Genomic DNA, 24,683 nt, shown 5'->3' on the forward strand with positions numbered 1-24,683 from the left:
GTATCGAGCAAAAATATTGCTGCGAAGATTGCTCCGAATGTAGATACAACTATAGGTGAGGTGGTTGTCAAGCCGGTGTTGTCGTTACTTGGGAGAGCGTTAGTCCTGCGCCGCCTTCGTCGCAAACTGCGGAAACATGTCGGCGACGATGGGGCCGTCGTTGCGCCAGGAATGGCAGCCGCCGACGAAGAACGGCCGCTCGGTGCGGGCGCGCTGGTCGGCCAGCGAGTCGAGTCCTTCCGGATTGCTGCCGTGTGACATGGTCTGAAACAGCGTGGTCACGGCCGGGCCGAGCAATTCCGACAGATGCGTGCAGCTCTCGAGCCGGCCGAGTTTGCTCTGAACGACCTTGCGCCATCCGCTGCCGATGCGCTCGCCGATCAATCGTTGCAGGATCGGCTCGACTTCGATGCAGGTGGGATAGGGCGTCGCACGCATCGTCGCCTGCGCCTCTCGGACCGTCATGCTGTCGTCGATCGCAAGGCGCAGAGCGATGTCGTGTACGGAGTCGCCCGGCTTGAGTTCCTCGCGGTAGCGGCTGGCGCTTTGGGAAAAGGGCTTTGTGTCCCTCATACGCGCCTCGACTTCCCACAATCCGTCGTCGCGCAGGTAGCCGTTGCATTCGATCGTGCGCGTATGCATGTGGCGGCGCTGTGTTGCGTTGCCGGTTTCTTCCTTCATTCGTCCTTGTCCTGTTTCGACGCCGGTAACGTTGTCGCGGTGGCAGTCATGATAGCTTGTCTTGAGGTGGGCTCAGGGGAATTTGATGATCATCTTGCCCAGCGCCGATCGCGACTGCATGGTCTTGAAGGCTTCGCGAAAATTCTCGAACGGCACCACCTTGCCGACCACCGGCTGCAATTTGCCCGACGCGAGCCAGTCGAACAGTTGCGCGATCAGGCGCGCATGCGTCTCCGGCTCGCGTTTCTGGATCTGCGCGAGGTCGACGCCGAGCAGGGCGCCACCCTTGAGCAGCGGAAGGTTGAACGCCAGCGCCGGAATGCTGCCGGAAGCAAACCCGACCACCAGATGACGGCCGCGCCAGGCGATCGAGCGGAACGCCTGCAGCGACACCTCGCCGCCGACGGGATCGTAGATCACGTCAGGCCCGTGACCGCCGGTCAGCGTCTTGAGCGTGTCGCGCCAGTTGGCCTCGGTGTAGTCGATGGTTTCATCCGCACCATATTGCTTCGCGAAGGCGCGCTTCTCCGGCGTCGACGCCGCCGCGATCACGCGTGCGCCCATCAGCTTGCCGATCTGGACCGCGGCAATGCCGACGCCGCCGGCCGCGCCCAACACCAGCAGCGTTTCGCCGGCGCGAAGCTGCGCGCGGGCTTCGAGTGCATAGAGCCCGGTCAGATAGTTGGCCTGGAACGAGGCGCCGACTTCAGAGGGAATCTGCGCCGGTAGATGTTTCAGCGCGGCCGCCGGCACTGAAATATATTCAGCGAGCGCGCCTGATCGCGTCATGCCCAGCACAGGCATGCCCGGCCTGAACGCCGTGACGCCGTCAGCCACTTGATCGACCGTGCCGGCGAATTCCGTTCCCGGCGTGAACGGCAGCGGATCCCTGGTCTGATAGAGACCCTGCACCTTCAAGGCGTCAACGAATCCTACCGCCGCGGCACCGATCTTGACCCGGACTTCACCGGCGCCAACCTCCGGCAGCTCTTTCTCCTTGATCGATATCCCATCTATCGAATCGTAATTCTCGACAACAACAGCTCTCATCTAATCTGATCCGCCTCATCTCTTCTCGGACTGCGTTTCACTCGGCGGCTTCGGCCAGCCGGTCGATCTCCAGCGCGCCGGCCTTGATCCGCGGAATCAATTCACGGCCGATCGCGACCGTGTCGCTTGGATTCTCAAAACCGCGCAGCAGGAACGAGTGGATGCCGAGCCGGTAATATTCCAGCACCGCGGCCGAGACCTGTTCGGGCGTTCCGACCAGGCACGAGGTATTGCCGGGCGCACCGGTTGCGCGGGCGATTCCCATCCACAGCCGTTCGTCATGTACGTCGCCGCGCGCGGCGTAGCCGAGCAGGCGTTCGGCGGAGGCGTTGGTCGGTTGCGGCGCTGCTCCAGTCTTGCCCTCGACGTCGGCCAGCAGCTTGTTGGCCTTGTCCCACGCCGCACCCTCGGTGTCGGCGATGATCGGGCGCAGCGACATGTTGAAGCCGACCCGGCGGCCGAAGGCGGCGGCACGTGAGCGGAAATCCCGCACCCGCTCGCGCGTCTCGGCGAGCGGTTCGCCGAAGATCGCAAACACGTCGCAGTGTTTGGCGCCCATCTCCAGCGCGCCACCGGATGATCCACCAAAGAACAACGACGGATAGGGTTGCTGGTACGGCTTGATGTCGGAGAACGCTCCCTCGACACGGTAGAACTCGCCATGGTGGTTGAGCGGCCCATCGCTGGTCCAGATCCAGCGCATCACGTCGAGATATTCGCCGGCCCTGCGGTAACGGTCGTCCTTCGGCAGGAAATCACCCTCGCTGGCCTGGTCCTTGTCGCTGGTGCCGGCGATGATATGCAGCGACATCCGGCCCTGTGTGAGCTGGTCGAAGGTCACGACCTGCCGCGCCGCAAGCGCGGGCGCCACCGAACCCGGCCGGTGCGCGATCAGGAACTGGATCCGTTCGGTGTGGTCGGCCGCGTACAGCGCAATGGCGAACCCTTCGGCCGCCGAGGCGTAATAGCCGACGAGAACGGAGTCGTAATTCCACTGTTCGTGCAGGCGGGTGAAATCGCGCACCCACTCGCGCGATATCTTGCCCTGGATCAGATGGACCGCGACGCCTTCCTGCTGGGTGCCGATCATACCGATGATTCTGGCTGGCATGGGTGCTTCCCCGGTTTTGTTTGGACCGATGAAACGCGCAACATCCGGGGAATGCAAGCCCTCGAAGCGCTGGCTGCCTATTCCATTGTGTTCGAGCCCGCGCCCGGGGTGCTAGACGGTTCCGCGATGATCAGGCATCAATTGCCACGGGCAACGGTGTTCTGGCGAGGTAAGGCATGGTCGGGGCTAGTCATACGCTGCGCAGCGACGAGATCACGGCAACTATTTTGGCGCATGGCGCTGAGCTATCCTCGCTGAAGAGCGCGGAGGGGCTCGAACTGCTTTGGCAGGCAGGGCCGCAATGGCCGCGGCATTCGCCCTTGCTGTTTCCAATCATCGGCCGCCTGAAGAATGACGAACTGCACCATCACGGCAAGACCTATCCGATGACACAGCATGGTGTGGCGCGCGATCATCGGTTTGTCTGGCTGGAACAAGAACCCGCCTTTTGCAAGTTGGTGCTTTACGACAATGCGGAAACTCAATCTCGTTATCCGTTCGCATTTCGGCTGGAAGTCGCCTACTCGTTGAAGGGGGCCGATCTGGATGTGGCTCTGCAGATCACGAACCTGGGCGACGAAAACATGCCGGCCTCGATCGGCGCGCATCCGGCGTTCAACTGGCCGTTGCTGCCGGGACTGGACAAGCAGGACTACGCGCTCACCTTCTCCCATGAGGAAACAGCGCCGATCCGCCGTCTCGATGGGGGGCTGATGCTTGCAAAACCGGAGCCGACGCCGATTGGCGGCCAAATCCTGCCGCTCTCGGAAACACTGTTCGACGCCGACGCGGTCATTCTGGATCGCCTGGCGAGCAACGCGGTCCGCTTTGCAGCCGACCGCGGGCCGTCGATCGAAATGTCGTGGAATGGATTTCGCGAACTCGGAATCTGGTCGAAACCCTCCGGCGTGCCGTTCCTTTGTATCGAGCCGTGGCACGGTTTTGCCAGCCCGATGGAATTCGACGGCGAATTCACCGACAAGCCCGGGCTGATGCACATCGCGCCATCTGCAACCCGAAGCCTCGGCTATCGGATACGCATCGGCTGACGCACCGGGTTTTGCCGTGCCGGACGACCGAGGGTCGACAACGCCTCTATTGGAGATCGTCGTAGGGAATTCCGAGCTTCTTTAGTGCGGTTTCCCAGTTTGCGGCAACCTCGGACAGCGGCGGTTGTTTCATGGCATTCTTGAATTGTCCGCGGAGCTTGATGTAGTTGGCGAACAAATTCAGCACAGCCCGCTTGTCTTCCGGCTTCCAATCTTTAGCCGCTCTTATCCATTCGATGACCTGCATGACGGTCGTGGGACCTGAGAGCTGCGCCTGACCGCTTCCGTATGCGGGTATCTTCAGGAGGTCGATATTGATCCGGTTGTCCTTTGTCCCCTCCAGGCTTTCGATGACATTGCCGGGGTACTTGTAAGTCGGGTCATTGGTGTAAACCTGAAACGGTCCTGCGGATGCGGAAAAAGTCAGCTTCACTCCCCACTCGTTGTACGGAGGATTCAGGTCCTTTGATGTGTCGCTGGCAACGATGGTGCCGGTAGACGCATCGAGCAGTTGGAAATTTATTCCCGGCGCCGGAAGGACGTTGTTCGATGTATCGAAAATTCGAATTTCCTTTTCCATGATTGCCCCACTGCTAGAGAACCAATCCGACCTCTTGTCTTTCGGCCGGCCCGTGTACGAGAAAGTGGACGTGTTTGGCGGTACCAGCAAGCATCAGGTAAATTCCAACGGGTGACGGCCCGACATTTTCGATCTCGATCTTGCGCGCGTCGGCGGGGATTTCCGTGGCAACCAGCTTGCCATGCAAATCAAGATGCTCGACGACGCCGGTGACGATGCGCAGCGTTCGGTTGTCCTCGCTGGTCGGTGTGATTTCGATTGCAAGTCGGGTAAGCGGACCCTTTGGCAATACGAGCCGTGAAAAACCCAGAACGGCTACGCCCGGGGCGACGGATAGATTTATCCGGTTACCGAGCTCTGCAAGCGTGCTGCGCGTCAGATCGAGAGAAAATTCGTCAGTCTGTAACGGCTTGATCCTCCCGCTTCTGAGCAGGGACAGGACCAGCCGAATTGAGTTCTCGGTCGCCAGCGTACGCCAGCATTTCTTTTCATCTTCATGAGCCTTCAAATGATCGGCGTGATCCGAGATGCCCTTGACCAGGATCGCCGACACCGGATCATCTCCGCTGAAGAAGGCAGCGTGCAGGACCCCGGCGCCTTCCATTTCGGTTCCCAGTATTTTTCCGTGCAATTTCAGTAGGTCTTTTTGCTTTTTTTGAGAGGCGACGACCAGTTCGCCTGAAGCTACCGTGCCGAAGTAAGTATCAGGCTTGTGCGAGCGGACCGCGTCAAGGTCTTTGCCTTTCAAGGTCTTCGGAGCTTTCGTTGCCTTCTTGCGCGCACTTCGGTTGGCTTCCGCGCGCAGCGACGTCATTCTCTTTCGGTCCATCGTCAGAGCCTGAAGCTGCCGCACCAGAACCATGCTGCAGGGATAGCCCTCAGGCCGGTATTGAATGCCCTTGTCCGTTTGCTTGCCTGGGCCGTAGTAAAATATCTGCTGGCTTACGATTACGTCGCCGAGGCGGATGTCCTTGCTGAACGAACCGGCGATGCCGAGCAAGATGATGTGAGCCGGATTCCAGCGCGCGATGATGTGTTGTGTCAGAAGCGTCGCCGGTACGGGCCCCATGTCCCGCGCAAGCGTTGCCACAATCGAATAGCCGTAGCCTCGCTCTGAGCCAATTCTGCCGCGATACCAGACATCGGACTGTTGTTCGCCTGCGACCTCCTTGAGATCCGGGATCGCGGCAAGCAGGGTCTCGATCTCCTCCTTCAACCCCGTGAGGATGGCGAAATCGATCGATTTCATCGTGTGTCCCCGGCAATTTACGAGCGTCGACGAGGCGCCCATGGCGACGGAAGCAACCCAGATTAAACCTCATACGTCTGATCAATCAAGGGTTGAAGAGCGGTGGTGTGGTGCCTTGAGGAAGAAAAAAGCCGGCCGCTTCAAGCGACCGGCTCTCCCGTCTCGACGATGATTTTCCGTCAGTGTCCGGCAGGTGCCGAATATCCGCCCGACGAATAGCGCGACGACCAGTCAGGCTGTACGACCGGTGCAGGCCACGCCGCGTAAGCATCGGCGTTGCGGTCAAGCTGCTGCTGGCTCGCGACGGCGCGGTCCGCTTTGCCGTGATGACGCTGGGCGGCATCGGCAAATTGCACGAAGGTGGCTACGATCAAGGCCGAGCCGAGCACGGTGAGGATTGTCTTTCGCATAATAGTTCTCCCTTTGACGCTTTTCGCCGGCGACGCAGACGCGCCTCGCCGTTGCAGCGCTGCTTGGGAGATAACGATGACGGCAGCGGATTATTACATTTGCGGGAATCACGAAGCGGCGAGCAAATTTTCTGGTCAGAGACGTCGATCGGCTAAATATTCAGCAACCGTTGTCGTCGGGCTGTAATAGAATGGGGTTCCGCGGACCCACCCGGTACTTTGAGAGAATGCAGTTGTCGCGAGTATTGCCGATGAAGAATATCCTGCTGGTCACGTTGCTGGCCGCATCGCCCGCCTGGGCCCAGATCCCGTTGACGCCCAAGGCTGCTCCGAAGGCAGCCGCGCGGGCGGTCGACAACTGCGCGCCGATCGGAAAGACCGCGAAGGGCGAGCTGGTCTATTCGATGAAGTGCGACAACCTGCCGGCGCCGCCTCCACAGGCCGAAGCCAGGGAGGCCGCGCCAGCGGCGGCTCCGGAGCCGGAAGTCCAGCGGAGCGGGGTTTTCGGCTGGTCCTACGACCGGCGGCAATAAAGCGGTCAGCCTCGAAACCGGTCCGCTCGGGCCGGAATGGTCCTTGCCTCCGCTAATCCCGGCTGCAATGGATATGGCGAACCCGTTTTTCTGCAGCCATCCGAGAGAAGAGACCGATGAGCCAATTGATCCTCCGCGCCGGTGAATTCACCTTTCAGGCCCGTTTCGAAGAACAACTGGCGCCCAAGACCGTCGCGGCATTCCGAAAAGCGATGCCGTTCGAAAGCCAGGCGATCCATGTGCGCTGGAGCGGCGAGGGGGTCTGGATGCCGCTCGGCGATCTCGACTTCGGCGTCTCCTACGAGAACCACACCAGCTACCCTGCGCCGGGCCAGATCATCCTCTACCCCGGCGGCATCAGCGAAACCGAAATCCTGCTCGCCTATGGCGGCGTGCATTTCGCCAGCAAGATGGGCCAGCTCGCCGGCAACCATTTCATCACCCTGACCTCGGGGCTGGAGAACCTGACCGCGTTCGGCAAGGTCGTGCTGTGGAAGGGCGCGCAGAAGATCCGGTTCGAGGAAGTCTAGGTGACGGACTACCCGCGCGACCTCCGCGGCTACGGCCGCCATCCGCCCGATCCGAAGTGGCCGACCAATGCGCGGGTTGCCGTTCAGTTCGTGGTGAATTTCGAGGAAGGCGGCGAGAACAACATCCTGCACGGCGACCGCGCCTCCGAAGCGTTTTTGTCGGATGTGCTGGGCGCACAGCCCTGGCCGGGCCAGCGCCACGCCAATATTGAATCGATGTTCGAATATGGCTCGCGCGCCGGCTTCTGGCGGCTGTGGCGGATGTTCACCGAGCGCAGGATGCCGGCCACCGTGTTCGGCGTCGCGACCGCCCTGCAGCGAAACCCCGATGTGGTCGCCGCCATGAAGGAGGCGGGCTGGGATCTCGCCAGCCACAGCCTGAAATGGATCGAGCACAAGGACATGTCGGAGGCTGAGGAGCGCCGGGAGATTGCCGAGGCGATCCGCGTCCACACCGAGGCGACCGGTTCGCGTCCGCTCGGCTGGTACACCGGGCGTTCCTCGATCAATACGCTGCGGCTGTTGATGGAAGCCGGCGGCCTAAAGTATCTCTGCGATTCCTATGCCGACGACCTGCCGTACTGGATCAGGACGCCGACGCACGAGCCGCATCTGGTCATTCCCTACACGCTCGACGCCAACGACATGCGCTTCGTCAACCCGCAGGGGTTTGGCGGCGGTGACGAGTTCTTCGCCTACCTGAAGGACAGTTTCGACGTGCTCTATGCCGAGGGCGCGACCTCACCGAAGATGATGTCGATCGGCCTGCATTGCCGCGTCGTCGGTCGTCCCGGCCGCGCGGCGTCGCTGATGCGATTTCTCGATTACATCGGCAAACATGAGCGGGTCTGGGTACCGACGCGGCTGCAGATCGCGGAGCACTGGCACGCGAACATGAAGCATTTGGCCGCGCACGCGTTCAACATCGGGTAGGGGAATGCAGAAAAGCCTTTCTGAACTCAATGACTGCGGCAAGGACGATTTCGTCAGGGCGCTTGCCAACATCTTCGAGCACTCGCCCTGGATTGCCGAACAGGCAGCGAGCGCACGGCCGTTTGCCGGTGTGAAGGCGCTGTTGGCTGCGATGAATGATGCGGTCGATCGCGCCCCGGCCGAACAGCAGATGACTCTGATCAAGGCGCATCCCGATCTGGCCAACAAGACCCAGCGCGCAGCGGGGCTTACGGTGGAATCGACGGCTGAACAGAACAGCCTCGGCCTTGACCGGCTGTCGGACGCCGAATTCGAAGCGTTTGAGCGCGTCAACAATGCCTATCGCGCCAAGTTCGATTTCCCCTACATCGTCTGCGTTCGCCGCCACACCAAGGATTCGGTGTTGTGGGATTTCGAGCGCCGGCTGCCGAACGACGTGGCGACGGAGACGCGGACCTCGATCGACGAAATCTGTCGGATCGCGGCGCTGCGGCTCGATCAGCTTGTGCTGTCCGACGACAAGCTTGCGGTGCACGGGCGGCTGTCGACCCATGTGCTGGATACCCACGGCGGCAAGCCCGCGGCGGGAATTTCGGTGGTGCTGACGGAGCTATCCAATCTGGGCGAGGCCCGCGTCATCGCGCGCACGGTGACCAACGGTGACGGCCGCACCGATCAGCCCTTGATCGGCGGTCGTCCGGTGCCGATCGGGCGCTATGAGCTGATGTTCAGCGTCGGCGACTATTTTGCCGGCCGCGGTGTGCCGATGTCGGACCCGCCGTTCCTGGATCAGATTCCCCTGCGCTTTTCGGTGAGCGATCCCGAGGGCCACCTGCACGTGCCGCTGCTGGTCACGCCCTGGAGCTACGGGACTTATCGGGGGAGTTAAGTCGCAGAACCGTAGGGTGGGTTAGCGAAGCGTAACCCACCAACTTCTTTTGCCTCGACGACGGCGGTGGGTTACGGCTTCGCCTAACCCACCCTACGAAGCATCAATGCTGCGCCGTCGCCGCTGCGGCGACGGCGCCAGCTTCCGCTTCAGCCTTGCTGCCAACGCCGTTGAAGAACGCGTTCAGGATCACCGCCACCAGCGCGCAGAGCAGGATGCCGCTTTCCAGGAGCGGCTGCAGATCGTGCGGCAGGTTCTTGAAGAAATTCGGCGCCACCAGCGGAATCATGCCGAAGCCAACGGAGATCGCGACCACGAACAGGTTGAAGTGGTTGTTCCTGAAATCGACGCCGGCGAGAATCCGCGCGCCGGTCGCGGCCACCATGCCGAACATCACCAGCCCGGCGCCGCCGAGTACCACCAGCGGCACCGCTTCGACCAATGCCGCCATCTTCGGCAGCAGCCCGAGCAGAAGCATGATGCCGCCGCCGGTCACCGTGACCCAGCGCGAGCGTACGCCGGTGACACTGACGAGGCCGACGTTCTGCGAGAACGACGTGTACGGGAAGGTATTGAACACGCCGCCGAGCAGCGTGCCGACGCCATCGGCGCGCAGGCCACGAGTCAGCGCGTCGCGATCGACTTTCTTGCCGGTGATTTCGCCAAGCGCGAGAAACATCCCGAGCGACTCGATCATGACCACGATCATCACGATGCACATGGTGACGATGGGCACGAGATGAAATTGCGGAACGCCGAAACGCAGAGGTATCACGATCGCGCCCCACGGCGCCGCCACGACTTTCTCGAAATGCATGACGCCGAGCAGGCTGGCGAGGATCGCGCCGGCAATGATGCCGAGCAGCACCGAGACGTTGGCGATGAAGCCGGTGCCCCACTTGATCAGGCCGAGGATCACCAGCAGCACGAACAGTGCGATGCCGAGCCCCTGCAACTGGCCATAGCCGGGATTGGGAAACGCGCCGGGAACGCCGTCCACCACCTTGGTCAGCGTCGGCAGGCCGCCACCGGCCCAGTTGATCCCGACCCGCATCAAGGAGATGCCGATCACCATGATGATGGTTCCGGTGACGACCGGGGGAAACAGCGGCAGCAGCCGGCTGATGAAAGGCGCGGCAAGGATGCCGAAGATTCCGGCAGCAATGACCGAACCGTAGATGCCGAGCAGGCCGATATCGGGCGCCGCCGCCATCGACAGCATCGGGCCGACGGACGCGAAAGTAACGCCCATCATCACCGGCAGCCGGATGCCGACCCCGGGAAAGCCGATACATTGCACCAGCGTCGCCAGCCCGCAGGCGAACAGGTCCGCCGAGATCAGGAAGGCGACGTCTTCCGGCGGCAGTTTCAGCGCCCGGCCGATGATGAGGGGCACCGCGACAGCGCCGGCATACATCACCAGCACGTGCTGCAGGCCGAGCGCGAGCAGCCGCGGTGTCGGCAACATCTGGTCGACAGGGTGGACTTCGGTCGTCGTGGTCATGGACTGGCCCCCAAAACTTGGCCCTCAAGGCGCGGGCCTGCGGCCCGGTCAGATCGATACAAGGCCCGTGCCAGAACCTGGTCCCGGCCCTTGCCTGATGGCACGAACGTTGCTCATTATTGGAACATATCGGGCGTTCCAAGTCCTTTAGATTTTAAGTCCCGTGGATTTACCGGCTGAACTGGAGGCTGTCCCATGCCGCTGATCAAGAACCGATACGGCAAGGGCCGCGTCCGCGTGATGCGCATCCATCGCGACGGCGACCGGCACGAGGTCAGCCAGCTCAACATCAAGGCCATGATCGAAGGCGACTTCGCCCGCGCCTATACCCATGCCGATAATTCCACCGCCGTCTCGACCGACACGATCAAGAACGTCGTCAACATCGTCGCCCGCCAGAATACCGGGCTCAGCACCGAGGAATTCTGCCAGGTGCTGGCGAAGAAATACCTCGACACCTATCCGCAGATTTCCTCCGTCGCGATCACCGCGCATGAGACCAAATGGAGCCGGTTGAGTTTCGGCGGCAAGCCGCATCCGCACAGTTTCGTGCTCGACAGCAACGGCAAGCCGACGGTGGAAGTCTCGCAGGTCCGCGGCGGCACGGCGACCATGTCGTCCGGCATCGACGGCTTTGCTTTCATGAAGTCGACGCAGTCGGGCTGGGAGAATTACGTCAAGGATGCCTACACGACGATCCCGCCGACCGCGGACCGGATGTGTGCGACCTCGATGGTGGCGTCCTGGAAATGGTCGGGCAAGCCTGCCAACTATCCGGCGACCAACAAGAGGATTCTCGACACCGCGCTGGAGGTGTTTGCGACCACCTACAGCATGAGCGTGCAGGACAGTCTGTACCGGATGGGCGAGGCGGCGCTCGCGGCCGTGCCGGAGATTTCCGAAATCAGCATGGCCTGCCCGAACATGCACTTCATCCTGATGAACCTGTCGGCGTTCGGGCTGGATAACAACAACGACGTGTTCCTGCCGACCGACGAGCCGCACGGCCAGATCGAGTGCACGGTGGGACGGAGCTAGTCTCGCCGTGGCGCTTTATTCCCAGATGAAGCGCAGGCAACCCGTGATCGCGAACGAAGCGGTCACTGCGCAGACCGCGCAGGGGGTGTTTGCTTCAACGAGTTCGAACAAGTATTCGATGGTGCGTCGCATGGCAGTGCCTGACAGATGTGTTCTATGGTCATGCTGCTACCTCCCGATTCTGGGACGTTCAGGTTAACAAAATCTGTCTTTGCGGCCGCTGGACGGTCGGGGAGTTCAATGTGGACGCTGTTTCCGGGATCGGCCGTCGCCGATGGGTTGGGAGTCTCTGCGCGGCAGTGCTGGTAGTCGGCCTGCTTCCCGCCGCGGCGGTTGCCCAGGTCCAGTGGAAGATGACGACCGAATATCCGGAGAGCAACATCTCCGGCATCGGGTTGGTGACGTTCGGAAAGCTGCTGTCGTCGAAGACGCAGGGCTCGCTGACGACCGCGACCGCGTTCGATAACGAACTGAAAATCAGTGCCCGTGACATGCCGCAAGCGGCGCAGGACCATCGAGTCGATGGCGGCGATGCGTTCGCGGCGCCGTTGGAATCGTCCGACCCGATATTCGGCCTGTCGGCGCTTCCCTTCGTGGTGCAGTCGGTCGAGACCGCCAAGGCTGTCAACGCCAAGGCACGGCCGCTCTATGAACGCGCGCTGGCCGCGCAAGGCATGAAGCTGCTCTATGTCACGATCTGGCCTGCAACGGGCATCTGGTCGGATCAGCCGCTCAAAGGCGAGGAAGACCTACACGCTCTCGCAGTGAGAGCCTATGACAAGAGTTCGGCCGACGTCTTGCGTGCCGCGGGCGCTGCGGCGGAATTCCTGGGGTTCAACGAGGCGATTGCCAAGGTCAGGGAGCACAAGCTCAATGCGATCCTGACCTCCGGCGATGGCGGTGCAGGCCGAAGGCTGTGGGACGATCTCCGTCACTTCACGCCGATCAACTACGCGATCCCGGTCTCGATCGCGTTCATCCGCAAGGACGCCTTCGACGGGCTGCCCGCGGATCAGCAAGCCGCGGTCGATGCTGCCGCTGCGGAGACCGAAAACAGCCAGATCGAACTGCTCGTCAACCGCACGGCCGAGAACTACGCGCGGATGCGCGCCAACGGCGTCAGCATCGACGAACCGGCGCCGCCGGCCATCATTGCCGCGCTCAAGAAAGCCGGAAGCGGTCCGATCGCGGCGTGGCAGGCAAAAGCTTCTCCTGAGGCGGCCGCGATTCTGGATTGGGCGAATACGCAGTAACGATCCGTCATTGCGGGCGAAGCGAAGCAATCCATCTATCCGCACCAAGGAAGACTGGATTGCTTCGCGACGCTCGCAATGACGGCATCTACCTTCTGCCTACTTCCCGAACTTCTCGTGCAGCCCCGGAAACAGCCGGTCCGGCTTGAACGGAGTCGACGTAAAACGGATGCCGGTGGCGTTGGCGATGGCGTTGCCGATCGCGGGGCCGACCGGGTTGTACGGGCTCTCGCTCATCGATTTCGCGCCCATCGGACCGATCGAGTCGGACGTATCGGCAAAGAACACTTCGGTGCGCGGGATGTCGGCAAACTGCGGCAGGTGGTAGTCGCGAAACTTCGGATTGATGATGCGGCCGGTCTCGTCGATCACCATTTCCTCGTAGAGCGTGGCGCCGAGCGATTGCGCGACGCCGCCTTCGACCTGACCGCGGCACTGCATGGGATTGGCGACCTTACCCGCATCCGCGGCGTGCACGCTTTTCAAAATCCTGACCTCGCCGGTGAACTTGTTGACCGCGACACGAAAGCCCTGGACGTTGAAGGCGACCGAGCGCGGCGAGCCCGCCGAATTGCCATTGCCGGAGAGGGTCTTTCCGAGCGCCTGCGCCGAGGCGGCGAGCAGGGCGTAAGGCGTGCGGCGTCCGGCGCACACGGTTGCATGATTGTCGAGCGAACAGGAATCCGGATTTTCGCCGATCAGCGATGCGGCGAACGCTTTCATCTCGGTGGCCAGTGCTTCCGCGGCGGCCTGCGTGGCGCGGCCGGCGACGAAAGTGCCCGAGCTGCCATAGGCGCCGGTGTCGTGACCGCCATGCGCGGTATCGGACTGTTTTAGCGTGATCCGGTCGACGGTGGTCGCGAGCGCGGACGCGGCGATCTGGCGATGCACCGTGGCGGTGCCGTTGCCGAATTCGGCGGTGCCGACCGTCAGCTCAAAGCCGCCATCCTCGCGCAGCGATATCTTGCAGTCGGCGAAATGTCCGGCCGGCGGAACGGTATCGATCATGGTCAGCGCGATGCCGTCCCCCAGCAGCCAGTCCTCGGAAAGGTTTGGCTTGGGCGTGTCGGCGGCCATCGCGCGCTCGACCAGGTCGAGGCACTGGTCGAGGCCGTAGGAGCCATAGAACACGTCGTGATATTCGGATTCCGGCGGCGACGACATCGGATCGCCGGGCTTGACGATGTTGCGGCGGCGCATCTCGAACGGGCTGATCCCGAGTTGCTTTGCGAGCTCGTCGATCGCGGATTCAACTGCGAGCAAGCTCTGCGGCAGGCCGTAGCCGCGAAACGCGCCTGCCGGCACGGTGTTGGTGTAGACGGCTGTCGCATCGACCTTCTTGTTCGGGCAGTTATAGACCGCGATGGTTTCGCCGACGGAATGAAACAACACCGGACCGGCATGATTGCCGTAAGCGCCGGTGTTGGAGAGCACGTCGAGTTGCAGCGCCGTCAGTTTGCCGTCTTTGTCGGCGCCGGCGGTGACGGTGACGCGCATCGGATGCCGCGTCGAGGTCGCGACGAATTGCTCCTCGCGGGTCAACTCGAATTTCACCGGCCGCCCGGTCTTGAGGGCGGCCAGCGTCAGAATGTCCTCGACGAACATTTCCTGCTTGCCGCCAAAGCCGCCGCCGACCCGTTCGCAGAACACCCGCACCTTGTCGAACGGCAAATTGAAAAGATCCGCCAGCGCCCGCCGCGTCAAAAACGGCACCTGCGTCGAGGTGCGAACCGTCAGCATGCCATCGGCATCGACCCAGGCGATGCCGCCATGGGTCTCGAGCGCCGCGTGCTGCACCCGCTGGGTCGTGAAGGTGCCTTGATAGGTCACGGCCGACTGCGTGAGCGCTGCCGCAACATCGCCGAATTCGCCATGGATTTCGGCGACGATATTGCGCGCCGAATCGCTGATGCGATGCGCTGACGTCTTGTCGCCATGGATCACAGGCGCGCCCGGAGCGATCGCCTGCGCCGGATCGATTACGGCAGGGAGAATGTCATAGACGACCTTGAGCCGGCGGCAGGCGTCTTCGGCGGCAGCTTCGGTCTCGGCGACCACGGCCGCAACCTTCTGCCCGATGAAGCGGACGACGTTGTCGAGCACCTTGGTATCTTCCGGGTCCATCCAGTCTTTTTCGTGCCGCGCGGTCGAGAACAGCCGATCCGGCGCGTCTTCGTACGTCAGCACGGCATGCACGCCGGCGACGCTGAGCGCAGCGCTCTTGTCGATCGAGATGATTTTGGCGTGCGGATGCGGCGAGCGCAGCATCTTGATGTGCAGCAGGCCTTCCGGGGCGATATCGAACGTATAACGCTCGGCGCCGCGCACCACGTTCGGCCCGGCAGGCGCGGGCAGGCTGCGGCCGAACGCGGTACCGGCCGCGGCGTCCTCGACATTGGTCTTGCCGTTCAGCGCATCCTCGATCGCGCGGTATCCGGTACAACGGCAGATGTTGCCCTTCAGCGACGCGCCGAGGTCCTGCCGTTGCGCCTGGTTCAGCGTGGCGCAGGTCAGGATCATGCCGGCGGTGCAGAACCCGCACTGAAATCCCTGCGCATCGAGGAACGCCTGCTGCATCGGATGGATGCCGCCATCGGGCGCAAAGCCTTCGATAGTGGTCACCGCATGGCCTTGGGCGCGAAATGCCGGGATCAGGCAGCTATGCACCGGCTCGCCGTCGATCAGCACCGTGCAGGCGCCGCAGTCGCCGGCGTCGCAGCCTTTCTTGACACCGAAATGGCCGAGCTGGCGCAGAAACGTCCGCAGGCATTGCCCGGCCCGCGGTGACTGCGAGAATTCCTTGCCGTTGATTTCAAAACTCATAGCAGCGCCTGCAACTCGCTGCGGATTTCTTCGCCGAGCCGCAGCGTCATGTGCTTGCGCCATGCCGGCTTGCCGTGGACGTCGGTGTGGTAGAGGTCGTCGGCAATGCGCTGCAGGATTGTCTCGCGCAGCTCCTTCGCCGTCGGAATTCCGGCAAAGGACAGTTGCACCGGCCGTTTGGTCGATGCGGTCACCGTCAGCGCCAGCGCGCCTTCGCCGCTCAGGCTGCCGATCAAGAGCGCCGCCGAGCGGCCGAGCGGCGTCAGCGAGATCTGCCGATACGCCGAGCGCCGCTTCAGCGCCGCGAGCGGGATGTCGATCTGCCGCAGCAGGTCGCCATCCGCGAGCACATTGCGGTTGTCGCCGGTGACGAACTGGGCAACCGCGATCTTGCGCTCGCCGCCGGCGGCGGGCCAGATGGTGGCTGTCCCGTCGAGCGCTGAGGTCAGCGAGATCATCGGCCCCGCCGGCAGCGACATGCAGATGTTGCCGCCGACGGTCGCGGTCTTCCAGATCTTGAAGGAGGCGAGGAACGCCCGGCAGCACTGATTGATCAGGGGGGAGGCGATCCAGTCCGGCGGGCAGGCCAGCGCGTCGAGCTGCGCCACGCTGCAGGTCGCTGCGATCGACAGCCCGCTCTCACTGATCATCAGCGCCGGCCATTGGAGGTCGGTCAGGTCGATCAGCCGGCGCAGATGGACCTGCGGTTCGGAGAACAGCCAGGTCCCGCCCGCGAGCCAAGCATCGCCTGCCGTCCAAACGGGCAATTGGTCCCGCGCCTTCGGATGCGCCACCGCTTCGATCGTGTTCAGGTCCATGGATAGGCTAGCGCTTTCAACAGGATGCCTCTCTGTTTTAGAAGTCTTGCAAGACCAGCGCCAATTGCCAATCCCGTTGGGATGGTCTTTGCATTGCAGGGACGGGCGCTCTTGAAGGAAGCATGGTGGGGATTATGGACCAAACGCAGGCGATCTGGATCAAGGATCCGCTTTCCATTCTCGCCGACGGCGCCGAACGCGGCGTCGTGGTCCGCGGCGGAAGGATCGTCGAGCTGGTGGGCAAAGGCCGCGAGCCCGCGACCGCCCATGCGGCGATCTATGACGCCTCCGCCCATGTCGTGCTGCCCGGGCTGATCAACACCCACCACCATTTCTACCAGACCCTGACCCGGGCGCTGCCGGCGGCGATGGACCGCGAACTGTTCCCATGGCTGCAGGCGCTTTATCCGGTGTGGGCGCGGCTGACCCCGGAGTCGCTTCACCTCGGCGTCACCGTGGCGATGTCGGAACTGCTGCTGTCGGGCTGTACCACCACGACCGATCATCACTACGTGTTTCCGGGCGGGCTCGAGGACGCCGTCGATATCGAAGTGACCGCCGCCAAGCGGCTCGGCCTGCGGGTATTGCTGACGCGGGGTTCGATGAATCTGTCGCAAAAGGACGGCGGCCTGCCGCCCGACAGCGTGGTGCAGGACGAGGATACGATTTTGGCCGACTGCGAGCGCGTGGTCGCCAAACACCACCAGCGCGGCGAGGACGCCATGGTGCAGATTGCGCTGGCGCCGTGCTCGCCGTTTTCGGTCACGACATCGCTGATGAGCGCCACGGCAGCGCTGGCCGACAAGCTCGACGTCCGCCTGCATACCCATCTGGCCGAAACCGAGGACGAGAACAAATTCTGCGAGCAGATGTATGGTTGCCGCCCGCTGGACTATCTCGAACAATGCGGCTGGCTCAACGCGCGCACCTGGCTGGCTCACGGCATCTTCTTTAAGCCCGACGAGATGAAACGGCTCGGCAAGGCGAAAACATCGATCAGCCATTGTGCCTGCAGCAATCAGATTCTGGCGTCGGGCTGCTGCCCGGTCTGCGAGATGGAGGAGGCCGGGGTTTCGATCGGCCTCGGCGTCGACGGGTCGGCCTCGAACGACGGGTCCAACCTGATGCAGGAAGTCCGCGCCGCGTTTCTTCTTCAGCGCGCCCGCTACGGCGTGACCAAGGTCAGCCACAAGGACGCGCTGCGCTGGGCTACCAAGGGCTCCGCCGCCTGCGTCGGCCGTCCTGAGTTGGGCGAAATCGCCGTCGGCAAAGCCGCCGATCTGGCGCTGTTCAAGCTCGACGAATTGCGCTTCTCCGGCCACGGCGATCCGCTGGCGGCACTGGTGCTCTGCGGCGCGCACCGCGCCGACCGCGTCATGGTCGGCGGCAACTGGGTGGTGATGGATGGCGCGATCCCTGGCCTCGACGTTTCAGACCTGATCCGCCGCCACAGCGCCGCTGCGCGGACGATGCATGCGGGGTGATCCTCATGGTGAGGAGCGCGCATCTTGCGCGCGTCTCCGGACGATGCTTCGCATCGCCAGGCGAACCATGAGGCCCGTGGCCCATCCTTCAAGACGCGCTTCGCGCTCCTCAGGATGAGGTCGTCATGTGAGGCGCTTGGATTCTTCTCCCCTTGTGGGAGGATGACACCCAGAATATCTGAAACGTAATCAATATCGTTGGGAGCCCTAGACATGTTGGACGTGTTCAAGTCGCTGTTCTTCGGATGGTGCATCGTCGCGATAGCCACGCCCTCATTTGCCGCTGATCCTGATCACGGCAAGGAGATCGCAAAGCGCTGGTGCGCTAGCTGCCACCTTATGGAACGTGGACAGACGAGTGCGACTGACCAGGCACCACCTTTCACATACCTCGCGAGAACGCCTGACTTCAACGCGAACAAGCTCGCGTTTCTCCTCCTGCTACCGCATCCAAACATGCCAAGTGTATCGCTGAATAGGGCGGAGGTCGCGGACATGGCAGATTATATTCTGAGCCTAAAATAAGCGCGCAAGGCATGCCAACCACGGAGCTGGAACCGTTCGTTCCCGCTCGCGCGCGTCCGAATGGTGGATGGAACTAAAGGGGTGCCCCTTTTTAGTAGTCATTCCATCAGGTTCCCTCGGATAAAGTGTTTCGGCCTACCGGGCTCACGTTCCTCAGCCCCGGGCCCGGTAGAGCAGGCGACCCTGCCAACGCCCCGCGTAGCGGGGTCGCTTGGTGCGGGACTTGTTGGAGCCAAAGGTGATGCGCCGCTCCCCCTCCATTGTGCCGCATGGCGCCGACTGCGACACCTATGTGGTGCTAAACGATTTTGGCAGGCTCGGGCGCGCTTGGTGTGAAGCTGATGAGCAAGGTACTGACCGGACGACGCTGATCCGCCGTCTCATGGAAGACCAGTATAGTCACCCGGTCCGCATTGTCGCCTTCAACACCGCCGAGGGCTGGTCGCGCGACGTCACGGTCGATATTGCCGACGAGCTGCGCCGACGCTTTGCTGAATACGACGAGGTGCCGCGTTCTGTGCAGGAGTTCTTGGATATCGCTGTCCGGCGCTGAGCTGTTCGCCTAAAAGACCTTCGGCTCAAGGAGCAGATCTGTTGGGTGTACCCCTTAATAGCAGTCGCCCGATATGCCGTCAGACTACACACTATGCAGAGACCGGCTGGAATGGCAGACCGCGACGAGAAAGACTGTTGTTCATCGCCGAATTCGCGGCCGGACGTTGTTCGCGAGGACAGGAGGTAAACAACCATGGCCAACGATCACCTCTTGCAGCTACCGCCCATCGTTCAGCCGGACAATAACAGCCGAAAAAGCGGCATCTGGACCACAATCCTCCTGCTGGGATCGATTGCCGCTGCCACCGTTCTTGGAGCAGGAACGCGCATCGATGTGGGCTTCGAACAGTTCGCGAAATCGGCGAATGAGCGCGTCTCCGAAGCCTTCGAAGACATTAGGGGCAAACCCTCCGTCTCCGACGAGCTGAAGTATGCGCTGTTGTCGCTTAGCCAGAGCGTGCAGGGCGCGCAGAAGCCGCCGGTTCAGGCCGAAGGCAATGAATGACCTTGTCGATCAATTTGAGCCTGCCAGACCACCAAAGCGCCCACCGCCCCGCGCGATGCATGCGGGGTGATCCTCATGGTGAGGAGCGCGCATCTTGCGCGCGTCTCCGGACGATGCTTCGCGTCGCCGGGCGAACCATGAGGCCCGTGGCCCATCCTTCGAGACGCGCTTCGCGCTCCTCAGGATGAGGTCACAATGTGAGGCGCAGTCATAAAAAAGGTCCGGGCGTTTCCGCCCGGACCCTGGTCTCTCGATAATCTTCTGCCCCTACTTGCCGGGGATCTTGTCGTCGATGCCCTTGACGTAGAAATTCATGCCGAGCACCTGGCCGTCGTCGAGATGGGTGCCGCCCTTGCACTCGACTTCCTTGCCGTCCTGGCCGACGACCGGGCATTTGAACGGCTGCAACGTGCCGGCGGTGATGGCGGCCTCGGTGTCCATCGCGAGCTTCTTCACGTCGTCGGGCATGTTGGTGTAGGGCGCCATCATCACGATCTTGCTCTTGAGGCCGCCCCAGAAATCTTCCGACTTCCAGGTGCCGTCGAGTTCGGCTTTGACGCGCTCGATGTAGTAGGGGCCCCAATTGTCCATGATCGAGGTGAGCTGCGACTTCGGGCCGAACTTGATCATTTCGGAGTCCTGGCCGAACGCCAGCTTGCCGCGCTCGGACGCGATCTGCATGGCGGCCGGTGAATCCGTGTGCTGCATGATCACGTCGGCGCCCTGGTCGAGCAGTGCTTTCGCGGCATCGGCTTCCTTGCCGGGGTCGAACCACGAGTTGGCCCAGATGATCTTGACCTTGATGTTGGGATTGATGGTCTGCGCGCCCAGGATCGTGGCGTTGATGCCGGAGATGACTTCCGGAATCGGGAACGAACCGATGTAGCCGAGCACGCCGCTCTTCGACATCTTGGCGGCGATGATGCCCTGGATGTAGCGGCCCTCATAGAATCGGCCGGAATAGGTCGAAACGTTTTCGGCGCGCTTGTAGCCGGTGGCGTGTTCGAAATGAATCTTGGGATATTTCTTCGCCACCTTCAGCGTCGGCTCCATGTAGCCGAACGAGGTCGTGAAGATCAGCTTGTTGCCGGCGCGGGCGAGCTGTTCGATCGAGCGCTCGGAGTCCGGGCCTTCGCTGACGTTTTCGAGGAAGGTGGTTTCGACCTTGTCGCCGAACTCCTTGATCATCGCCTGGCGGGCGACGTCGTGTTGATAGGTCCAGCCGAGGTCGCCGACCGGGCCGAGATAGATGAACCCGACTTTGAGTTTGTCGGCGGCGGAAGCGCCGGCCAGACTTGCTCCGACGGCAATCGCCGCTGCCGCCGTCGCGATGAGAATCTTTCTCATGTAATTTCTCCGGTTACTGAAGGGGTGGACTGTCACTCCCGATGCGCCCGCGCCCCATCGCGCACGCTCCGGGTATGTCTATCGATCGGGCACGAACACCGTCCCGAGCGCCGCCGGCGCGGTCGAGCCGCCGCTGCGCGCGCGTGAAATCAGAACGAGGACGATGACGGTGGCGAGATACGGCAACGCCGACATGAATTGCGAGGGAATGCCGACGCCCCAGCCCTGCGCGTGTAGCTGCAGGATCGTCACCGCGCCGAACAGGTAGGCGCCGATCACGAGCCGCCCCGGACGCCAGGATGCGAACACCACCAGCGCCAGCGCGATCCAGCCGCGGCCGGCGGTCATGCCGGGAATGAAGAACGGCGTATAGGCGAGCGGCAAATAGGCGCCGGCAAGGCCCGCGCAGGCGCCGCCGAACATCACCGCATACATCCGGATCCGCAGCACGTTATAGCCGAGCGCGTGCGCCGAGACGTGGTTGTCGCCGGCGGCCCGCAGGATCAGCCCGGCCCGTGTCTTGTAGAGGAACCACCAGACCGCGACGACCAGTGCCAGCGACAGATAGACGAAAGCGTCCTCGCCGAACAGAATGCGTCCGACCAGCGGGATATCGGTGAGCCCGGGAATATGAAGATGCGGCGCCGGCGTGATCTTCTCGCCGACGAAACGGGCGCCGATCAGTCCCGACAGTCCGATGCCCAGAATGGTCAGCGCCAGGCCGGTCGCGACCTGGTTGACCGCGAGCCCCAGCGTCATCAGCGCGAAGATCAGCGACAGCAGCGTGCCGGCGATAATGCCGCACAGCGCGCCTATGATGATCGAGCCGGACATCCAGGCGCCGCCGAAGCCGCAGGCCGCGCCCACGATCATCATGCCTTCGACACCGAGGTTCAGTACCCCGGCGCGTTCGGTGACGAGTTCGCCGGTCGCAGCCAGCAGCAGCGGCGTGGACGCCGCAAGCACGGCAAGGATGATGGCTTCGACCAGCTCCATCAGGCCACCTTTGCTGACGCGAAAATGAGCTTGAACCGGTAGAGGATCAGGGAATCGCAGGCGAGCACGTAGAACAGCAGGATGCCCTGGAAAACCTTGGTGACGTCCAACGGGATCTTCATTGCAATCTGGGCCTGCTCGCCGCCGATAAAGGTGAGTGCGAGGAAAAGTCCTGCAATTAATATTCCAACCGGGTTCAGCCGCCCCAGGAAGGCGACGATGATCGCGGTGAAACCGTAGCCGGGCGAGATGCCGGGCTGCAGATGGCCGACCGGGCCGGCGACCTCGATGATCCCGGCGAGGCCGGCCAGCGCGCCCGAGATCGCGAAGGTCAGGAGGATCAACTGGTTGGAGTTGAAGCCGCCGAATCGGGCGGCGCGCGGGGCGGCGCCGACCACCCGGATTTCAAACCCCTTGATGGTCTTGCCGAGCAGCACGGAGCCTGCCGCCACCACGACCAGCGCAATCACGGCGCCAAGGTGCAGGCGGCCGCCCTCGATCAGCACCGGCACGGTCGCGACCGGATCGAACTCGGCCGTGGTCGGAAAGTTGAAACCCTTGGGATCGCGCCACGGACCGCGCACCAGATAATCGAGAAACAGATCCGCGACATAGACCAGCATCAGGCTGGTCAGAATTTCGCTGGCGCCGAACCTCACCCGGCAGATTGCCGGGATCAGCGCATAGAGCGCGCCGGCCGCAGCGCCCAGCAGCAGCATTGCCGGCATCACCCAATAGCCGGCATCGGTGCCGTTGGTCTTTACCGCGAGCCAGCTACCGGCCACCGCGCCGACCAGAAACTGGCCCTCGGCGCCGATGTTCCAGGCGTTGGCGAGATAACACAGCGACAGGCCGATCGCGATCATCACCAAAGGCGATGCCTTCACCGCGATCTCCTGCAGCGAATAGCTGTCGGTGAGCGGGTCGATGAAATAGACACCAAGCGCCGAGATCGGGTTTTTGCCGAGGATGATGAAGAGAACGCTCATGGTCACGATCGTCAATCCGATCGCGATCAGCGGCGAAATCAGCGCGATCGTGTTCGACCGCTCGGCGCGTTTTTCAAGCACCAACTGCATGCGCCGCTTCCTTCTGGTCCAGACTGGCTCCGCCCATCAACAGGCCGAGTTTTTCGCGGCTGGCTTCGCTGGTGGCCATGGGCGCCGACAGATGGCCATGGAACATCACGGCAATGCGGTCGGTGATTTCGGCGAGCTCGTCGAGGTCCTGGCTCGTCACCAGCACCGCTGCACCAGCCGCGGCCAGATCGAGCAGCGCCTGCCGGATCACGGCGGCCGCGCCCGCATCGACGCCCCAGGTCGGCTGGCTCACGACCAGCACCACCGGGTTACGCAGGATTTCGCGGCCGACGATGAATTTCTGCAGATTGCCGCCGGACAGGCTGGCGGCTTCGGGATCGCGCTTGGCCTTGCGGACGTCGAACGCCTCGGTCGCCTTGTCGACGGTGTTGAGGGTCGCTGCCGTGTTGACGAAGCCATGCTGGACCATGCCGCTGGCGGCATGACCGGTCAGAAGCGCGTTCTCGGACAGCCGCATCCGCGGCGCGGTGCCGTGACCGAGCCGCTCCTCGGGTACGAAGGCTGCACCCAGTTTGCGCCGCTTGGTGATCGAGAGGTGCCCCGCGGCATGCCCGTCGATCACGACCGTACCGGGGTCCTGGGCCAGTCGCTCTCCCGAAAGGGCTGCGAACAGTTCGTCCTGGCCGTTACCGGCAACGCCGGCAATGCCCAAGATTTCACCACCCTTGAGCTCGAAGGAAATGTGCTGGAGCCGCACCCCGTGCGGATCATCAGGCTCGAGGCTGAGGTCGTTGACCACAAGGCGCGGCACCGTGGTCTGGCGGTTGGCCGCCGCCTTCACTTCCTTGATCTCGCCGCCGACCATCATGCGGGCAAGCGACGAAGCGGTCTCCGCCTTGGGATTGCAGGTCGAGATCTTCTTGCCGCCGCGCAGGATGGTGGCGGTGTCGCAGAGCCGTTTCACTTCGTCGAGCTTGTGGCTGATATAGAGGATCGCGCGCCCTTCGTCCTTCAGGCGGTTGAGCACGACGAAGAGCTGATCGGCCTCCTGCGGCGTCAGCACCGCGGTCGGTTCGTCGAGGATCAGGAATTTCGGATTCTGCATCAGCGCGCGCACGATCTCGATGCGCTGTCGCTCGCCGACCGACAACTGCCAGACCTCGCGTTTGGGATCGAGCGGAAGCCCGTAAACATGGGATACTTCTTCAAGGCGCGCCGACATGTCCTTGAAGGATTCCCTACCGTCGAGCCCGAGCGCCACGTTCTCGGCGACGGTGAGATTGTCGAACAGCGAGAAGTGCTGGAACACCATGCCGATGCCGCGGCTGCGGGCTTCCGAGGGACCGGACAGAACCATCTTCTCGCCTTGCCAGAGCATCTCGCCCTCGCTCGGCTGCACCAGTCCGTAGATGGTTTTGACCAGCGTGGATTTTCCGGCGCCGTTCTCGCCGAGCAGGGCATGGATCTGCCGCGGCCAGATTTCGATGTCGATCGCATCGTTGGCGAGGAAGCTGCCGTACCGCTTGGTCAGGCCGACCGTCTGGAGCAGCGGCGTGCCACCTGTGTGCAGCGCGGCAGGCGTCGAATCTGACATTCGTGGTCACGCGTATGAGGAAAGGATGCCTCAATACTGTGCTAGTTTCGCCGCATGCGTAAGTAGGGAAAAAGCGTCAGCCTTTGCTCAAGTCTTTGGCAGAGCAGAAGCGGTGCGATTCCCGGCCGGATTTGCTGCTCTTCGATCTGGTGGACCGTCCTTGCGCCGGCACGGACGCGTCGCGCG

The 24,683-nt window shown here is 62.7% G+C and carries 24 protein-coding genes; 11 read left to right on the forward strand and 13 right to left on the reverse strand.

Features of this window, described 5'->3' with window-relative positions; genetic code table 11:
• Positions 1-99: 99 nt before the first annotated feature.
• The 3 genes from BLS26_RS28085 to BLS26_RS28095 form a co-directional block, all read right to left on the reverse strand.
• Positions 100-681: a DUF2889 domain-containing protein gene (locus tag BLS26_RS28085; protein ID WP_092515768.1), complete on the reverse strand. Its 582-nt coding sequence runs from the start codon at positions 679-681 to the stop codon at positions 100-102.
• A gap of 72 nt (positions 682-753) precedes the next feature.
• Entirely contained in the window at positions 754-1,731 is a 978-nt protein-coding gene (locus tag BLS26_RS28090) for an NADPH:quinone oxidoreductase family protein (RefSeq protein ID WP_092515769.1), read from the reverse strand.
• Between the two features lie 37 nt (positions 1,732-1,768).
• Entirely contained in the window at positions 1,769-2,842 is a 1,074-nt protein-coding gene (locus BLS26_RS28095; protein WP_092515770.1) for an LLM class flavin-dependent oxidoreductase, read from the reverse strand.
• Between the two features lie 176 nt (positions 2,843-3,018).
• On the opposite strand from BLS26_RS28095, the gene BLS26_RS28100 reads away from it, so the two are divergent.
• The gene (locus BLS26_RS28100; RefSeq protein ID WP_092515771.1) at positions 3,019-3,891 is read left to right on the forward strand and encodes an aldose 1-epimerase family protein; all 873 of its coding nucleotides are present in this window, start codon (positions 3,019-3,021) and stop codon (positions 3,889-3,891) included.
• A 46-nt stretch (positions 3,892-3,937) separates the two neighbouring features.
• Here BLS26_RS28100 and BLS26_RS28105 read toward each other — a convergent pair whose 3' ends face one another.
• The 3 genes from BLS26_RS28105 to BLS26_RS28115 form a co-directional block, all read right to left on the reverse strand.
• Positions 3,938-4,471 (reverse strand): hypothetical protein, encoded by a 534-nt coding sequence (locus tag BLS26_RS28105; RefSeq protein WP_092515772.1) that lies wholly within the window; start codon positions 4,469-4,471, stop codon positions 3,938-3,940.
• Between the two features lie 13 nt (positions 4,472-4,484).
• Entirely contained in the window at positions 4,485-5,720 is a 1,236-nt protein-coding gene (locus tag BLS26_RS28110) for a 5'-methylthioadenosine/S-adenosylhomocysteine nucleosidase (RefSeq protein WP_157676607.1), read from the reverse strand.
• A gap of 179 nt (positions 5,721-5,899) precedes the next feature.
• Positions 5,900-6,130, reverse strand: coding sequence for a hypothetical protein (locus BLS26_RS28115; protein ID WP_092515774.1), 231 nt, complete (start codon positions 6,128-6,130; stop codon positions 5,900-5,902).
• Between the two features lie 251 nt (positions 6,131-6,381).
• Here BLS26_RS28115 and BLS26_RS28120 point away from each other — a divergent pair, with 251 nt between their 5' ends.
• The 4 genes from BLS26_RS28120 (at position 6,382) to uraD (ending at position 9,015) form a co-directional block, all read left to right on the forward strand.
• Positions 6,382-6,663: a hypothetical protein gene (locus BLS26_RS28120; protein ID WP_092515775.1), complete on the forward strand. Its 282-nt coding sequence runs from the start codon at positions 6,382-6,384 to the stop codon at positions 6,661-6,663.
• A gap of 116 nt (positions 6,664-6,779) precedes the next feature.
• On the forward strand, positions 6,780-7,193 hold the full coding sequence (locus BLS26_RS28125; RefSeq protein ID WP_092515776.1) for a DUF3830 family protein: 414 nt from the start codon (positions 6,780-6,782) through the stop codon (positions 7,191-7,193).
• The gene (puuE, locus tag BLS26_RS28130; RefSeq protein WP_092515777.1) at positions 7,194-8,126 is read left to right on the forward strand and encodes an allantoinase PuuE; all 933 of its coding nucleotides are present in this window, start codon (positions 7,194-7,196) and stop codon (positions 8,124-8,126) included. It abuts the gene before it with no gap.
• 4 nt (positions 8,127-8,130) lie between these two features.
• On the forward strand, positions 8,131-9,015 hold the full coding sequence (gene uraD, locus BLS26_RS28135; RefSeq protein WP_092515778.1) for a 2-oxo-4-hydroxy-4-carboxy-5-ureidoimidazoline decarboxylase: 885 nt from the start codon (positions 8,131-8,133) through the stop codon (positions 9,013-9,015).
• Positions 9,016-9,118: 103 nt separating this feature from the next.
• Here the strand turns inward: uraD and BLS26_RS28140 are convergent, their stop codons facing one another.
• On the reverse strand, positions 9,119-10,519 hold the full coding sequence (locus BLS26_RS28140; protein WP_092515779.1) for a nucleobase:cation symporter-2 family protein: 1,401 nt from the start codon (positions 10,517-10,519) through the stop codon (positions 9,119-9,121).
• A 195-nt stretch (positions 10,520-10,714) separates the two neighbouring features.
• Between BLS26_RS28140 and pucL the strand changes: the two genes are divergently transcribed.
• Positions 10,715-11,557, forward strand: a complete 843-nt coding sequence (gene pucL / locus BLS26_RS28145; protein WP_092515780.1) for a factor-independent urate hydroxylase — start codon at positions 10,715-10,717, stop codon at positions 11,555-11,557.
• Between the two features lie 299 nt (positions 11,558-11,856).
• On the forward strand, positions 11,857-12,810 hold the full coding sequence (locus tag BLS26_RS28150; RefSeq protein ID WP_371360702.1) for a TRAP transporter substrate-binding protein: 954 nt from the start codon (positions 11,857-11,859) through the stop codon (positions 12,808-12,810).
• Positions 12,811-12,909: 99 nt separating this feature from the next.
• Here BLS26_RS28150 and BLS26_RS28155 read toward each other — a convergent pair whose 3' ends face one another.
• Together BLS26_RS28155 and BLS26_RS28160 are read right to left on the reverse strand one after the other, a co-directional pair.
• Positions 12,910-15,633 carry a molybdopterin cofactor-binding domain-containing protein gene (locus BLS26_RS28155; protein ID WP_092515781.1) on the reverse strand — a complete coding sequence of 908 codons (2,724 nt, stop codon included), beginning with the start codon at positions 15,631-15,633 and terminating at the stop codon, positions 12,910-12,912.
• Entirely contained in the window at positions 15,630-16,451 is an 822-nt protein-coding gene (locus BLS26_RS28160) for an FAD binding domain-containing protein (RefSeq protein WP_092515782.1), read from the reverse strand. Before BLS26_RS28160 ends, BLS26_RS28155 begins: the two co-directional genes overlap by 4 nt.
• A 134-nt stretch (positions 16,452-16,585) precedes the next feature.
• On the opposite strand from BLS26_RS28160, the gene BLS26_RS28165 reads away from it, so the two are divergent.
• The 4 genes from BLS26_RS28165 (at position 16,586) to BLS26_RS28180 (ending at position 19,520) form a co-directional block, all read left to right on the forward strand.
• Positions 16,586-17,935, forward strand: coding sequence for an 8-oxoguanine deaminase (locus BLS26_RS28165; RefSeq protein WP_092515783.1), 1,350 nt, complete (start codon positions 16,586-16,588; stop codon positions 17,933-17,935).
• 213 nt (positions 17,936-18,148) lie between these two features.
• Positions 18,149-18,460 carry a cytochrome c gene (locus tag BLS26_RS28170; RefSeq protein ID WP_092515784.1) on the forward strand — a complete coding sequence of 104 codons (312 nt, stop codon included), beginning with the start codon at positions 18,149-18,151 and terminating at the stop codon, positions 18,458-18,460.
• A 241-nt stretch (positions 18,461-18,701) separates the two neighbouring features.
• Entirely contained in the window at positions 18,702-19,013 is a 312-nt protein-coding gene (locus tag BLS26_RS28175) for a hypothetical protein (protein ID WP_092518707.1), read from the forward strand.
• A 195-nt stretch (positions 19,014-19,208) separates the two neighbouring features.
• Positions 19,209-19,520 carry a hypothetical protein gene (locus BLS26_RS28180; protein WP_092515785.1) on the forward strand — a complete coding sequence of 104 codons (312 nt, stop codon included), beginning with the start codon at positions 19,209-19,211 and terminating at the stop codon, positions 19,518-19,520.
• Between the two features lie 267 nt (positions 19,521-19,787).
• Here BLS26_RS28180 and BLS26_RS28185 read toward each other — a convergent pair whose 3' ends face one another.
• From BLS26_RS28185 to BLS26_RS28200, 4 genes are all read right to left on the reverse strand, one after another.
• Positions 19,788-20,867 (reverse strand): BMP family ABC transporter substrate-binding protein, encoded by a 1,080-nt coding sequence (locus BLS26_RS28185; protein WP_092515786.1) that lies wholly within the window; start codon positions 20,865-20,867, stop codon positions 19,788-19,790.
• Between the two features lie 78 nt (positions 20,868-20,945).
• Entirely contained in the window at positions 20,946-21,863 is a 918-nt protein-coding gene (locus tag BLS26_RS28190) for an ABC transporter permease (protein WP_092515787.1), read from the reverse strand.
• Positions 21,863-22,942, reverse strand: coding sequence for an ABC transporter permease (locus BLS26_RS28195; protein ID WP_092515788.1), 1,080 nt, complete (start codon positions 22,940-22,942; stop codon positions 21,863-21,865). Before BLS26_RS28195 ends, BLS26_RS28190 begins: the two co-directional genes overlap by 1 nt.
• On the reverse strand, positions 22,926-24,497 hold the full coding sequence (locus BLS26_RS28200) for an ABC transporter ATP-binding protein (protein WP_092515789.1): 1,572 nt from the start codon (positions 24,495-24,497) through the stop codon (positions 22,926-22,928). The genes BLS26_RS28195 and BLS26_RS28200 overlap by 17 nt, the downstream gene beginning before the upstream one ends.
• Between the last annotated feature and the right edge of the window lie 186 nt (positions 24,498-24,683).

Source organism: Afipia sp. GAS231 (assembly GCF_900103365.1).
Taxonomy (GTDB): Bacteria; Pseudomonadota; Alphaproteobacteria; order Rhizobiales; family Xanthobacteraceae; genus Bradyrhizobium.

Bases quoted from the DNA above. Each gene is read 5' to 3' on its own strand.
- BLS26_RS28085 (WP_092515768.1), bottom strand. From the start codon at position 681: ATGAAGGAAGAAACCGGCAACGCAACACAGCGCCGCCACATGCATACG.
- BLS26_RS28090 (WP_092515769.1), bottom strand. From the start codon at position 1,731: ATGAGAGCTGTTGTTGTCGAGAATTACGATTCGATAGATGGGATATCG.
- BLS26_RS28095 (WP_092515770.1), bottom strand. From the start codon at position 2,842: ATGCCAGCCAGAATCATCGGTATGATCGGCACCCAGCAGGAAGGCGTC.
- BLS26_RS28100 (WP_092515771.1), top strand. From the start codon at position 3,019: ATGGTCGGGGCTAGTCATACGCTGCGCAGCGACGAGATCACGGCAACT.
- BLS26_RS28105 (WP_092515772.1), bottom strand. From the start codon at position 4,471: ATGGAAAAGGAAATTCGAATTTTCGATACATCGAACAACGTCCTTCCG.
- BLS26_RS28110 (WP_157676607.1), bottom strand. From the start codon at position 5,720: ATGAAATCGATCGATTTCGCCATCCTCACGGGGTTGAAGGAGGAGATC.
- BLS26_RS28115 (WP_092515774.1), bottom strand. From the start codon at position 6,130: ATGCGAAAGACAATCCTCACCGTGCTCGGCTCGGCCTTGATCGTAGCC.
- BLS26_RS28120 (WP_092515775.1), top strand. From the start codon at position 6,382: ATGAAGAATATCCTGCTGGTCACGTTGCTGGCCGCATCGCCCGCCTGG.
- BLS26_RS28125 (WP_092515776.1), top strand. From the start codon at position 6,780: ATGAGCCAATTGATCCTCCGCGCCGGTGAATTCACCTTTCAGGCCCGT.
- uraD (WP_092515778.1), top strand. From the start codon at position 8,131: ATGCAGAAAAGCCTTTCTGAACTCAATGACTGCGGCAAGGACGATTTC.
- BLS26_RS28140 (WP_092515779.1), bottom strand. From the start codon at position 10,519: ATGACCACGACGACCGAAGTCCACCCTGTCGACCAGATGTTGCCGACA.
- pucL (WP_092515780.1), top strand. From the start codon at position 10,715: ATGCCGCTGATCAAGAACCGATACGGCAAGGGCCGCGTCCGCGTGATG.
- BLS26_RS28155 (WP_092515781.1), bottom strand. From the start codon at position 15,633: ATGAGTTTTGAAATCAACGGCAAGGAATTCTCGCAGTCACCGCGGGCC.
- BLS26_RS28160 (WP_092515782.1), bottom strand. From the start codon at position 16,451: ATGGACCTGAACACGATCGAAGCGGTGGCGCATCCGAAGGCGCGGGAC.
- BLS26_RS28165 (WP_092515783.1), top strand. From the start codon at position 16,586: ATGGACCAAACGCAGGCGATCTGGATCAAGGATCCGCTTTCCATTCTC.
- BLS26_RS28170 (WP_092515784.1), top strand. From the start codon at position 18,149: ATGTTGGACGTGTTCAAGTCGCTGTTCTTCGGATGGTGCATCGTCGCG.
- BLS26_RS28175 (WP_092518707.1), top strand. From the start codon at position 18,702: ATGCGCCGCTCCCCCTCCATTGTGCCGCATGGCGCCGACTGCGACACC.
- BLS26_RS28180 (WP_092515785.1), top strand. From the start codon at position 19,209: ATGGCCAACGATCACCTCTTGCAGCTACCGCCCATCGTTCAGCCGGAC.
- BLS26_RS28185 (WP_092515786.1), bottom strand. From the start codon at position 20,867: ATGAGAAAGATTCTCATCGCGACGGCGGCAGCGGCGATTGCCGTCGGA.
- BLS26_RS28190 (WP_092515787.1), bottom strand. From the start codon at position 21,863: ATGGAGCTGGTCGAAGCCATCATCCTTGCCGTGCTTGCGGCGTCCACG.
- BLS26_RS28195 (WP_092515788.1), bottom strand. From the start codon at position 22,942: ATGCAGTTGGTGCTTGAAAAACGCGCCGAGCGGTCGAACACGATCGCG.
- BLS26_RS28200 (WP_092515789.1), bottom strand. From the start codon at position 24,497: ATGTCAGATTCGACGCCTGCCGCGCTGCACACAGGTGGCACGCCGCTG.